Annotated in this window: 12 protein-coding genes; 5 read left to right on the top strand and 7 right to left on the bottom strand. The window is 41.0% G+C overall.

The features are described 5' to 3' along the window. Window positions 1-2: 2 nt before the first annotated feature. Window positions 3-476, bottom strand: coding sequence for a hotdog fold domain-containing protein (locus EJ103_RS04705; RefSeq protein WP_029773430.1), 474 nt, complete (start codon window positions 474-476; stop codon window positions 3-5). Between the two features lie 183 nt (window positions 477-659). On the opposite strand from EJ103_RS04705, the gene EJ103_RS04700 reads away from it, so the two are divergent. The 3 genes from EJ103_RS04700 to EJ103_RS04690 are packed head-to-tail and all read left to right on the top strand — an operon-like array spanning window position 660 to window position 3,016. After that, entirely contained in the window at window positions 660-1,853 is a 1,194-nt protein-coding gene (locus EJ103_RS04700; protein ID WP_126006310.1) for a multidrug effflux MFS transporter, read from the top strand. Continuing rightward, complete coding sequence (locus tag EJ103_RS04695) at window positions 1,850-2,491, top strand: LysE family translocator (protein WP_126006308.1); 642 nt, start codon at window positions 1,850-1,852, stop codon at window positions 2,489-2,491. Before EJ103_RS04700 ends, EJ103_RS04695 begins: the two co-directional genes overlap by 4 nt. Window positions 2,492-2,551: 60 nt before the next feature. Further along, the gene (locus tag EJ103_RS04690; RefSeq protein WP_004587385.1) at window positions 2,552-3,016 is read left to right on the top strand and encodes a methylglyoxal synthase; all 465 of its coding nucleotides are present in this window, start codon (window positions 2,552-2,554) and stop codon (window positions 3,014-3,016) included. A gap of 11 nt (window positions 3,017-3,027) precedes the next feature. Here EJ103_RS04690 and yegD read toward each other — a convergent pair whose 3' ends face one another. The 6 genes from yegD to EJ103_RS04660 form a co-directional block, all read right to left on the bottom strand. After that, entirely contained in the window at window positions 3,028-4,392 is a 1,365-nt protein-coding gene (gene yegD / locus EJ103_RS04685; protein ID WP_126006306.1) for a molecular chaperone, read from the bottom strand. Window positions 4,393-4,453: 61 nt separating this feature from the next. Continuing rightward, window positions 4,454-5,296 (bottom strand): DNA ligase, encoded by an 843-nt coding sequence (locus EJ103_RS04680; protein WP_126006304.1) that lies wholly within the window; start codon window positions 5,294-5,296, stop codon window positions 4,454-4,456. Window positions 5,297-5,329: 33 nt separating this feature from the next. Beyond that, window positions 5,330-5,986, bottom strand: a complete 657-nt coding sequence (locus EJ103_RS04675; protein WP_126006302.1) for an HAD family phosphatase — start codon at window positions 5,984-5,986, stop codon at window positions 5,330-5,332. Window positions 5,987-6,039: 53 nt separating this feature from the next. Further along, window positions 6,040-6,339, bottom strand: coding sequence for a hypothetical protein (locus EJ103_RS04670; RefSeq protein ID WP_126006300.1), 300 nt, complete (start codon window positions 6,337-6,339; stop codon window positions 6,040-6,042). Between the two features lie 106 nt (window positions 6,340-6,445). Beyond that, a complete protein-coding gene (locus EJ103_RS04665; protein WP_126006298.1) occupies window positions 6,446-8,710 on the bottom strand; it encodes a TonB-dependent receptor in 2,265 nt (754 codons plus the stop codon). Between the two features lie 409 nt (window positions 8,711-9,119). Further along, window positions 9,120-9,983, bottom strand: coding sequence for a mechanosensitive ion channel domain-containing protein (locus tag EJ103_RS04660; protein WP_024034237.1), 864 nt, complete (start codon window positions 9,981-9,983; stop codon window positions 9,120-9,122). Between the two features lie 197 nt (window positions 9,984-10,180). On the opposite strand from EJ103_RS04660, the gene EJ103_RS04655 reads away from it, so the two are divergent. After that, window positions 10,181-10,387 (top strand): hypothetical protein, encoded by a 207-nt coding sequence (locus EJ103_RS04655; protein WP_004587392.1) that lies wholly within the window; start codon window positions 10,181-10,183, stop codon window positions 10,385-10,387. A 212-nt stretch (window positions 10,388-10,599) separates the two neighbouring features. Continuing rightward, on the top strand, window positions 10,600-12,735 hold the full coding sequence (locus EJ103_RS04650; RefSeq protein WP_096042068.1) for a M3 family metallopeptidase: 2,136 nt from the start codon (window positions 10,600-10,602) through the stop codon (window positions 12,733-12,735). Window positions 12,736-12,823: the final 88 nt, after the last annotated feature.

Here is a 12,823-nt window from a genome sequence, read left to right as displayed (position 1 = left end):
CATTACTTTTTCTCGGTTATGTACATCGTAATATCTGCAGTGAACACCAGTTCATTGCGGGTATTGTAAAGCTTAACTGGCACCACTAAATCTTCTTTATCTACCCATTGGCGAGGCAAGTCGATTTCTGCAATAGCAGTTACATCGGTATCAACCTTTGCTAAATAGTGTACCGTCATTCCTTTTGGGATCCAGCGATGCGTTTTATAAGGCACGGTGGCATCTACCATTACACCAGCACACAGCTCAGCTAAGTTACATTGTGCAATAGCATGAATAGTCCCAATATGGTTATGCACACTACGGCGGTTTTTTACGACAGCGCTACAGTGCCCTTCTCTTAAATCGAGTACGTAAGGTTTCATTGAGCCAAAATACGGGGCTTTTATGCATACCGCTTTGCTAAACAACCAATTGCCAAAAGGTAAGCGTTTAAATTTAAGCCAGGTTTTTAAAAGGGCTGATTTATTACTCATTGTTATTTCCCATTTTGTGTTTATAAATTCAAACTAACACATCAGACCAGTTAAAAAAAGCGCAATTCACTGTGCTGTTAATCCTAATGTCATGAAATATTTATCACAATAAAGCGAGGCTCACTCATAAGCCCTTTCTTTTTTATATGCGGGCACCTAAAATAGCCAGCAAAAGGAGACCTAATGCAAACACAGCCCGCTAAACCTAACTTAATTTTATTACTCATCTTAGCGTTACTCGTAATATTTTGCCCTATGGCAATTGATATTTATCTTCCCGCTTTTCCAACTATTGCCACGCAATTTAACGTAACCGAACAACAGGTTCAGCAAACAGTGGCTATTTTTATGCTTACTGTGGGTTTAGGGCAATTAATTGCAGGGCCGCTTGCTGATAAGTTTGGCCGAAAGCCGGTAGCGGTTGTAGGTGTTAGCTTATATGCAGGCTCAGCCTTACTTGCCTACATGGCGCCCTCTTTTGCTGTATTAATGTTTTCACGCGCTCTGCAAGGGTTAGGCGCATGTGCTACGTTTGTTGTTGCTTTTGCTATTGTACGTGATAAATACGGCAGCGAACGCAGCGGGCAAATGATTACCTATTTAAATGGAATTGTGTGCTTTATTCCTGCGCTTGCGCCTATTTTAGGTGCTTGGCTTACCGTGCAATTTGGCTGGCGCATGAACTTTATGTTTTTAACCTTGTTTGCGTTAGCGGGCCTAGTCATTACGCTCACCTTATTTAGAGAAACCCGCCCTGCTGATAGTCACTACCAAGGGCATATATTGGACTTACGCCGCTTTGTGCCAATATTAAAAACACCGATATTTTTATTTAATAGCTTACTGTGTATGGTCGCCATGTCGGCGATTCTTGTGTATGTCACCTTGGCACCTGGGTGGATCATTACGCACTTAGGGGGCACCGTTGCCGACTTTACTTTTTGGTTTACGCTCAATGCCGTATTAAGTATTGTAGCCAGCTTTATTACCCCCATTTATATTAAACGTAATAGCCAAAAAGCCCTGCGCGTTGGAGTTACAGTATTGGTAGCCTCTGGCATATTAATGATTGCACTTAGCCATATAGAATCGGCCATTGCGCTTATGCTACCTATTTTAATTGCTGCACTTGGTTTTGCCCTGAGCTTAGGCTCTGCGGCTGGTATGGCGTTATCGCGCTTTCCAAAACAAGCCGGTACAGCCTCTGCCTTAATTGGTGCTATGCAAATGAGTGGCGCTAGTGTGCTTGTGTTTTTAACGCAATATTTAGGCCTTAGCACACCTTGGCTAATTGCTTTTCATTTATTGTTACTGGCACCACTTTGGCTAATTTTAATGAGTAAAAAAGCCCATACATTGCACCCGGTTAATACATGATCAACCCTGATTTTTTAGTATCCTTTTTACTAGCGAGCTTTTTAATGGCGGTGGCCCCTGGGCCATCAAACGCATTTTTAATGGCGCAAACATTTGCCAATGGCAGAGCGGCAGGTATGCAAAGCGCATTTGGCTTTGCTTTAGGTGGAGTAATACACACATTTTTTGCTGTTATTGGATTAAGCGCGGTATTAAAAGCCTCGCCCACCGCTTATAGTGCAGTACAGTACTTAGGCGCGGCTTATTTGTGCTATTTAGGGCTTGTGATGATTAAAAGCACTTTTTCGCAGCCAAATACCGTGGATTGCGCTAGTGATGATAAGCCTCATGTAAGCACCAGTAAAAAGCCAAATGTCATGTTTCAAGCCATGATGACCGAGGTATTAAACCCTAAAGTCGCGTTATTTTTTATTGCTTTTATCCCTCAGTTTGTAGACCCAAGCTTATCATCGGCAACGTTTCAATTAGCTTTTTTTGGTCTGCTCTACCCTATTTTTGCTTTCCCAATTGACTGTACGTATATTTATTTTGGCGACAAAATAGCGCAATTTTTCAAAAAATACCCACATAGCCAACTTTGGATAGACCGAGTGACTGGCATGGTATTTATTGCACTGGCCATTAATTTATTATACTAATTACACTAAATTGGTATTACTTAACCAAAACCTTGGTTACTCAACAAAATAAGATGCAGCATGGAACAAAAAAAACAATCGCTACCCGCTAATAAAAATATTGCCTTAGTTGCGCATGATGGTAAAAAAGCCGCGCTTAAATTATGGTGCGAAAAACACAAAGAAGCCTTAAGCAGACACACCTTATACGGTACTGGCACCACAGGCCATTTAATCGAAAAAACCACCGGGCTAGAGGTTATTCAGCTATTAAGTGGCCCTATGGGGGGCGATCAACAGCTAGGAGCTAAAATTGCCGAGCACGAAATTCATGTATTGGTGTTTTTTTGGGATCCGTTGGCATCGCAACCACACGACCCTGATGTTAAAGCATTACTGCGTTTAGCTGCTGTTTGGAATATTCCTGTGGCCTGTAATGAAGTCAGCGCCGACATGTTATTAAGCTCGCCCTTAATGGACACTGAGCTTGAACGTACTTTGCCAGATTACGAAAAATACCTCGCAACCCGACAAATTAGTCTTTAAAGCCTTTTAAGCTACTTATAAAGCATGCTGGCCCATTTTGTTAGGCCAGCCGTTACACTACCAAAGTGATCGCCATTCAGCATTTTAATATCACCTAAATGCTCACTTAACGCGGCTTTAATAAGTGGTGACTGCGCACTCCCCCCTGTTAAATAAATAACGTCTGGTGTGGTTCCTGCATCGGTAATTGCTTGTTTTGCTAACGTTACTATTTGGCTAATGCTACTTTCTACTGCAACCGCTAAATCGCTTACCGATAGGTTTTTACTAAGGTCATTATCTAAAAAGCGAAGATCGCAATCAAAAGCATCTGCCGATGAAAGCGCTATTTTAGCCGCCTCACCTTGCTGTACTAACTGATGGCCCTGTTTATTTTGCTGTAAATGAATTAAGCGTTTGAAAAGCGCAGGTGCACTGACATCGCGTAATTGGGCAGTGAGTTCTCGATAGTGGCTTTCACTATAAAACTGACTTTGTAAATTTACATCATTAATTTTACAGGCTTGCCAAAAAGGTTGGTTTGGTAAAGGTAGGCCCGATTTAAAGGTACTGCCTAAACCAAGCAATGGCATTAAACCATGAAAACTAAGCGCTATATCTAAGTCATTCCCGCCAACTCGCTTACCGCTGTGGGCTAAAAAGTCATTATCGCGCTCACTGTTGCCTCTAAAGCTTGGCCCCATTTGTACAAACGAGCAATCGCTGGTACCACCGCCAATATCAATAACCAGCACTTTTTGGTCTTCCACTAAACTACTTTCGTAATCAATCCCTGCTGCAAGCGGTTCGTATAGAAACTCCACGTCTTTAAAGCCCGCACGCTTAGCTGCGCGCTCTAAAATACCTACAGCTTGCTGATTTGACTGCTCACCGCCAACGGCCTGAAAGTTAACTGGACGACCAATAACCGTTTGCGTAAGGGGGGTTTTAAGTGAAAACTCTGCGCGTTGCTTTATTTTTAAAATCATTGCGGTAGCAATATCTTCAAAAAAATTAATTTGCCCTTGCTTTAAGCCTGTGGCACCAAAAAACGATTTAGGAGATTTTACAAAGTAGCCTTCTTCAGGAAACTGCACATATTCACTAATGGCTTCACGGCCAATAAAAAGCGTTTCATCTGTAGGTTGTAAATCAAGATCTGACTTAATACGCGGGAGTGTATTTAATAAAGCTTGGCGCTGCGTTAAAAAGTCATGCTCGTGGGCTGTGCCTTTTACATGCTTTGCCACAAAGTCGACAACTAATGCGCTGTGGTGTGTATAAAGAGTAGAAGGTAAATAATGTTTTCCTTGCTCAAGTGGCACTAACTGTACTTCCTCTTGCTCCATAACACCCATGGCACAATTAGAACTACCGTAATCAAAACCTACAAACATACTTCACCATACATTAGAAAAAGGCCGCGCAATTTAGCATACTTTGCCAAAATTATAAACGCTAATGACCCTCCCTCACCCTTAAAAAGCTCGCAAAACGTGGTAAGCCATGTTTTGTTAACCCATGGTACCGATACGTTACCGTGCTGCCTATAGCCGGCGGTGTTTGGCGCTGTTTGTTACTAAAGCCCGTGCCTATTTTAAATATTTGCCCATGGGGTGTTTTTACTTTTAATGCACCTAACATACCGGTGTATTTTCCTTTACCCGGTAAATGTGCAATCACAACCGCTTCAGCATCAAGATAGGGCTTTAACTTTAATAATGTATTGCTGCGCCCGCTTTTATATTTAGCATTGGCTAAATGCAGCATCACCCCTTCAGCCCCTTGCTTAGTTAAATCTTCAAAGTACGCTGTTAATTGGGCTGTGCTAGTAAAGCGGTGTTGCTTAACTGCAGTTATATGCTGCTTATTGATTTGTTTTACCAAGGCTTGGTAGTTTTTATAACGCGCACTAAAAGGAAGGGTTGAGTCTGGCATATCAAATATTTGATAGCGTATAGCGTGCCAATCTGAATTACTGGGGCGTTTGGTTCTTACAATCCCACTGACCAAAGAAAATTGAGTGCGTGCTATCCACAGCTCCCCATCTAACCAAACATTTGGTAATGGCGCCGTAAACCAATTCGGGGCGTTAATCGCATTTCCTTTACGGGTAATAAATTTATCGCCCGTCCATATTGCTCTTACACCATCAAATTTTTCACTAACGAGGTATTCACTAATATTGCCATGTTTAGCTTCATCATATACTTTTGCCAATAACACCTGAGGCTGCGCCGCAAAAACAAGCGATGAGCCAATTAAGCTGACAATGAAAAGTAAGTACTTTAGCTGAGCCATTACTGCATCCCTGCAAATAAAATAAGGCTTTAACTATAGTTGAGATTCGACCCACTGCCAAAACTCACCTAGGTCAGCCATTTTGTACGTCGCCTTACTAAAGTCATGGTCAATTGTATGATGATTTGCAATCGCAACGACTCTAACCTGTGCATTAGTTGCAGCACAAACGCCCGTAAAGGTGTCTTCAACAGCAATTGCATGCTCTGGGTCTACATGTATGTGCTCAAGCGCTAAAAGGTAAGGATCGCCTGCTGGCTTTGGATTTGTTACATCGTCTTTTGTCACTACAGTATCAAATAACTCATAAAAACCTAGCCCTTTTAAAATAGGCATAGCTTCGCTGCGAGCACTACCGGTAACTAACGCCATTTTTAGCCCACTGTTTTTAACAGCGTGTAAGGTTTGCTCAGTAAAAGGCATAACAGGCGGTAAATTAGTTTTTACGTATTCACCAAATAATCGATATTTTTCATCTGCTAAAAACTGTGCGCTGACGTCTAAATTATGCTCATTTTTAATATCAATTGCTGCTTCTAACGTTGGGCGCCCTGAAAAGCGCTGACAAAACTCCACTTCGTTATAACTTACATTGTAGGGTGCAAGCAGCTGACTCCAACACTCAAAGTGCATGCTTTCAGAGTCAACTAGCGTGCCATCCATATCAAACAATACTGCGTTTAAGCACATCCTCATTCCTTAAATTTTAACGTTAAAAAAGGCGCCTAGGCGCCTTTATAATATTATGCTGTTAAGCCAGCAGGTGGCTCAGCAAATGCTTCCTCACCGGTTTCAACATCAACCAGTTCGTAGCCTCGGGCTTTGCGCACAACCTTAAGTATTGGTTTTTCTAGCGCCGTTTTTAAACGATCGGCATCAGCTGCTAACTCATCTAGCGTTGTACCAAAAGGTGCTGCGCCTGTTTCTGACCAATTAGTTACTTTGCCATTTAAGTTATATTCTACTTCGTGTATTTGGTATTGCGCTGCTTCATCTTTCGTTGCTTCACAAAAAATTACACGGTAGTTCCAAAATCCAGCCATTTTTCTATCTCATTAAAGTTAATTAACGCTACTTTACCAGCTTTATAAAAACATAAAAGCCTGCACTAGGCAGGCTTTTAAAAATTAATAAAATTTAAGGTTATCTTTAGAAGAAGTTAACTTTAAATTCAGCACCAATGTAGCGCTCTTCATTAACAATACCCGTATTGTTATTGAAGTCTACCGCACCAATTGCTTGTTGCTCATCAAATAAGTTACGAACAAATGCAGATACTTGGTACTCGTAGTCACCTTCAGCCCACTCGTAGCCTGCACGTAAACCTACTTCTGTTAATGCTTTACCTTCAAATTCTACTGAATCGTATAGGAACATGTTAATTTCGCTACGGTAAGAAATATCACCTAGCGCAAAGAAGTTACCATCTTCAAGCTCTTTGTTGTAACGAAGGGTAAAGTTAGAGATCCACTCAGGAGCATGCGGTAAGCTATTGCCATCTAGCACAGCTAAACCAGCATCATTAATAGGGTCATTCACGATACATTGAGCACATACCGCTACAGCTAACTCATCATCTTTAATTTCAGTCTTGTTGTAGCTTAAGTTAAATGTTGCATTAAACTCATCGCTTAATACCCATTCTGTATCTAGCTCAAAACCGTAGCCTGTTGTTTTATCAGCGTTAACTAGGCGGTTAAAGTTAGCACCACCACCTACCGCAGTAAGCTGTTGGTCGTCCATTGTGTAGTAAAATACCGTTGCATTTACACGGCCTTGGCCATCAAGAACGTCTGATTTAATACCGGTTTCGAATGAAGTAACGGTTTCTGACTCAGCCGTTGTTACGTCATCACCAAATAAAATACGACCTTGTAAGCTAGGCGCACGGAACGTGTTTGCTACACGGCTGTACCAGTTTACATCGTCATTAACTTTGTAGTTTGCAGATAAATCCCAGCTTACGTGGCTGTCACTTACACTGCGCTCTACGTATAAAGCACCACCGCCAATTGGGCTAATTGTACGGTCTGCAACAAAATCTTTTTCGTCATCAGAGTAACGAAGACCCGCTGTTACTTTTAACTTATCTGAGAAGATGTAATCTACTGAGCCGAAAATAGCCCATGCTGTCGTGTCTTGTTGTTGCTGAACATAACCGTTTAAAGCGCCAGCAGGTGAAGAGAACGTATCGTAACTAAAGTTTTCGATTGTAAGCTCTTCATCAAAGTAAAAAAGACCAACTTGGTAGTTTAAGTCACCGCTGAAGTTACTAGCAAGGCGAAGCTCTTGCGTTAACTGATCTTGCTCTGGAATACCATCCGCACTTTCTGAAGAAAACGGAATAAAACCTGGACCCATGTAATCAGGGATATAAGAAGCACCGTAACCGCCGTCAATATCTGCACGTGAGTATATTTCTGCACTTTCCCAACCTGAAATAGAGGTTAGCGTGTATTCATCGCTAATATCCCACTCAAGCTTTAAGCTTGCGCCTTCAGATTCAACTTGCTGGGTATTGCGTACAGCGGCATCTTGATAAACAACATCATGCTCGTAGTTGTCTACTAAATCGTTTGAGCCTGATTCAATAACGTTTGCACGAAACGCAATTGGTGAGCCGTCTAGGTCACGCGTGTGGTAGTTTAGAAGAGCAGTAAAGTCATCGCCTTCGTATAAAAACTGAATACGCGCTGCTTTTTCTGTGTAGCCGCCTTGCTCGTCTTTCGCTTCAAAGCCAGGCGCTTGGTTGTCGATGTAATCATCTTTATCTTGCCATAGCAAAGATACACGTGCAGATAAACGGTCAGTTAATGCACCACCTACAGCGCCCTCAGTATCTACAGCGCCACGGCTACCGTAAGAAACAGCACCGTAACCTTCAAATTCTTGGCTTGGTTTAACAGTATCAAATTTAACTAGGCCAGCCGGCGTATTACGGCCAAACAAAGTACCTTGTGGACCACGTAGTACTTCTACACGCTCAACATCAAATACTGGAAAGCCTTTTAAAATGGCATTTTCTTGAACCACTTCATCAACAACTAATGAAACAGGTTGTGAAGCATTAAGATCGAAATCGGTATTACCCAAACCACGAACATAAAAACGAGGGAAAGAACGTCCAAACGATGATTCGATTGAAAGACTTGGGATTTTCGCACTCATAAAGCGAATATCCATACCAGCAGAACTATAAGCATCAAGGTTATCACCTTGTAATGCAGATACAGCAACAGGCACTTCTTGTGCATTTTCTACACGTTTACGAGCAGTAACTTGAATAACTTCTAATTGGTTATTTTTTTTTGCAGTTTCTTCTTCAGCAGCAAGAGTAGAAACAGAGGTACCAGCTGCAGATAATAAAGCAGCATTAATTATGGTCGCTATTGCAGTTTTTTTGATTGCTTTCATGTCGGGTATAAACCTTTTGTATGCACTCTTGTTCAACGGTTTTTTGTGTTGCGCAATGTATTCATTGCGGGCTCGTACAATTTTTCGCGTCTAGCTTTATGGCGCGCGGACCTCATCACCGAGAGTACAAAAACGGAGTAATGAGGCTGAACGAACGATGAAGATTATACCATCGTATTACAAATTTACTGCATAAATATGTACAAAAAAGTAAACTTTTTTGCAACATTTAACCTCATTTTATAGCTTTTTTACCCGCTTTTAGATGCAAAAGACTAATAATGCGGACATATGTCCTTTCTTTCAAAAGTCACTTTAAAGTAGCAAACTGCGTATTTTTACAAATAAACCCAAACTAGAAACGCGCAGTTAAAACCCGTTAATGCTTGCTAAATTTTAAAGGCTAAATTCATTGGGTACGCTTTAACGCAATTTCTCCATCAATGTGAATATCGCGCTGTGGAAACGCAATCACCACATCGTGTTTTTCAAAAACAGCATAGATACTAAAACGGATATCACTACGTACTTTTCTGAGCATGGTTTCTGACTCTGCACAAACCCAAAAAATTGCATTAAACACCAGTGAGCTATCAGCAAAGTCGTCAAATAAAACAGAGGCTTTTGGATTTGTTAGTATCGCATCATGATCATCAAGTACTTGTTGAATTAACGTTTTAACTAACAATACATCGCTGCCATAAGCAACACCTACGCTAACCGAGGAGCGGGCATTACCGTCTATTAAGGTCCAGTTAGTCACTGTGTTTTCTAATAGTTGCGAATTAGGGATTAACATATGCACACCATCGTTACGGCGAATGCGGGTAGAGCGCGTATTAATAGTTTCTACTACGCCCTTTGCATTACCCACTTCTAAAAAGTCCCCAATACGAATTGGCCGCTCCCACATTAAAATCCAGCCACTAATAAAGTTATTAATAATGTTTTGCGCACCAAACCCGACTCCAATGGCTATTGCCCCTGATACAAATGCAAAGGCCGTAAGCGGAATACTTAAAACCTCTAACGAGGTGAAAATTAATATTGCGATACTCAAAATAAAATAAATGCGCGTAAACAGATGAACCGCGTCTTGGCTGATTTTTTTGGCCAACAGTGTTTTTTTAATAAGTTTGCCAATGCGCGTTACTACAAACCACATAGCAAATAAAATTAAAGGAACTTGTATAACCTTAGCCACGGTGATGTGTACATCGTTATAGGTAAAAATAACCAAGCTGAGATAATGTTGAATGTGTTCGAGCGTCATGTATTTTCCAAAGTATTATTTATTGTTTGTTATTTGTTCAGTAAAAATGAGTGTGGTTCAGTCTTCGCTAAGCTTAGCACGGCATAATAGTGTTAAAACGCTAAGTTAATAGGTTTAACGTTTTTGTTTAAACAATTTATTAACTCTTTATTGCACCGAGTGCTATATAAATAGTGTACAAGCACTGGAGATTACATATGTCACAACTTACTCTAAATCAAAGACTCGCTACTTTGCAGCCGCAGGTAGATTTAAATTTGTTTGAAAGCAGCCTAGATTACCGCAATAAAATTTTGTGCCTTCTTGCTGAGCAAGAACAAACACTTGCTACTATTAATAAAGAATTTGGCCAGCAATCTAATAGCTTTGGTTCTGAAAAACGCTTTGTTCTTGGCTATAACTAGCCTTTAAAAAACACACACAATACAATATTTAAGTAGCCTTACGTTTATTTTTAAGGCTACTTTTACCTCCAAATCGCATTTTTAGTAGCTAATTTGCGTTTAAATCCCGCTTAATACCGATAAACTTTATTGTATAAACGCCAAAATTTGATAAGTTAACTGGGTTTTCGACTCGAAAAGCCTATTTCGGCTCATCTTTTTATGGAGTTATTATGCGTAAAACACTGATCGCCACTACTATTGCTAGTGCCCTAATCCTATCTGCTTGTTCATCTAACGAAACTCAGAACACAGCTAAAGAGAGCGCAGCACAAGTGCAAGATATGAACGCAAACAATGTATTATTCAAACCAAGCCCATTACAATACATGGCACCAGAGTTTGATAAGTTTGGTACAAAAGACTACGAAGCAGGCTTTGATGCAGGTATTGCTCAGCACACTGCGCAAGTTCAAGCTATTGCAAACAACCCAGAACCAGCAACATTTGAAAACACACTTGTTGAGATGGAAAAATCTGGTGAGTTGTTAAACCGCGTATCTGCTGCTTTTTACAACCTATCGGGTTTAATTTCAGATGACGAATACCAACGTATAAGCAAAAAAATGGCGCCGGTATTATCTGCTCACTCTGATGACATTTACCTAAATGGTGCGTTATTTAAGCGTGTACAAACTATTTACGACAATAAAGATGCGCTTAACGCTGAAGATCAACGCTTAGTTGATTTCTACTACAAGCAATTTGTAAAAGCCGGTGCTAAGTTAAGCGATGCTGAAAAAGCAAAAATGCGTGAAATAAACGCTCAGCTTGCAGAGCTATCTACTGCGTTCTCTCAAAACATTTTAAAATCGTTTAAAGAAGACGTTATTGTTGTTACAGACAAATCTAAACTTGCTGGCCTATCTGAAGGTGAAATTGCAGGCCTTGCAGCCGCAGCTAAAAAAGCAGGCAAAGATGGCTACATGATCACCCTGGTTAATACCACTCAGCAGCCTATCTTATCAAGCCTTGAAAACCGTGAGCTACGCGAGCAAATTTTTAAAGCCTCTACAAACCGTGCTGCTAAAACTAACGGCCCTATCATTATTGAAGAAACTAACCTGCGTGCACAAAAAGCAGAGCTGTTAGGCTTTAAAGATTGGGCATCGTATGTAATGACTTCGCGTATGGCACAAACAACCGACAACGTGTACGGTATTTTAGATGACCTTGCACCAAAAGCAGTTGAAAAAGCCAAAGCAGAAGCGGCCGCTATCCAAAAAGTAATTAACGATTCTGGCGAAAGCTTTGAGCTTAAGCCATGGGATTGGGCGTTTTACGCAGAAAAAGTACGTGCTGAAAAGTACGACCTAGATCCTGCGCTAGTTAAGCCTTACTTTGAAATGAACTCTGTGATCCATGATGGTTTATTCTTCGCAATGAACAAGCTTTACGGTATCACCTTTAAAGAGCGTAAAGACTTACCTGTTTACCACGAAGATGTAACAGCGTACGAAGTATTTAACGCAGATGGCAGCGCTATTGGTTTATTTTACATGGACCCATACGCACGTGAAGGTAAGCGTGGCGGTGCATGGATGAGTGCATATGTAAGCCAAAGCGGCTTAAAAGGCACTAAACCGGTTATTTACAACGCACAAAACATTCCAAAACCGGCTGAAGGTGAGCCAACGCTAATGACCTTCGACGAAGTATCGACTATGTTCCATGAATTTGGTCATGCTGCGCACGGTTTATTCTCAAATGTTAAATACCCAAGCCTAGCGGGTACTGCTACAGCACGTGACTTTGTTGAATTTCCTTCACAGGCACACGAAGACTGGATGATTGAACCTACCGTACTTGCTAACTACGCTAAGCATTACAAAACAGGTGAGCCAATTCCACAAGCATTACTTGATAAAGTACTAGCATCGCAAAAATTCAACCAAGGCTTTGGTACTACTGAATACTTAGCAGCTGCTTTACTTGATATGGAATGGCATTCATTTGGTTCTGATAAAAAAATCAGTGATGTTCAAAAGTTTGAAAGCGATGCGCTAAAAGCACACGGTATTGATTACTACCCAGTGCCACCGCGTTATAAATCAAACTACTTTAGCCATACTTTTGCCGGTGGTTACTCAGCAGGTTACTACGCCTACCTATGGACTGAAGTATTTGCAGCCGATGCGTTTGCCCATATGGAAAATAACGGTGGCCTAACCCGTGAAAACGGTGACAAGTTCCGTGAAGAAATCCTATCAAAAGGTAACAGCCGCGACTTAATGCAAAGCTACATTGAGTTTAGAGGCCAAAAACCAACGACAGATGCACTTCTTAAGCGCCGTGGTTTAGTTGATTAATAACCTCGTTTATTAATTTTAACCTTATAAAAGCCCGCTTGCGGGCTTTTATTGTTTATAACAGATAAACTAGCCACACTATAAATTA

It is taken from the genome of Pseudoalteromonas sp. Xi13, assembly GCF_003952205.1.
Taxonomy (GTDB): Bacteria; Pseudomonadota; Gammaproteobacteria; order Enterobacterales; family Alteromonadaceae; genus Pseudoalteromonas; species Pseudoalteromonas atlantica.
The sequence above is the reverse complement of the archived record's forward strand: the minus strand, read 5'-3'. Positions and strand labels throughout refer to the sequence as shown.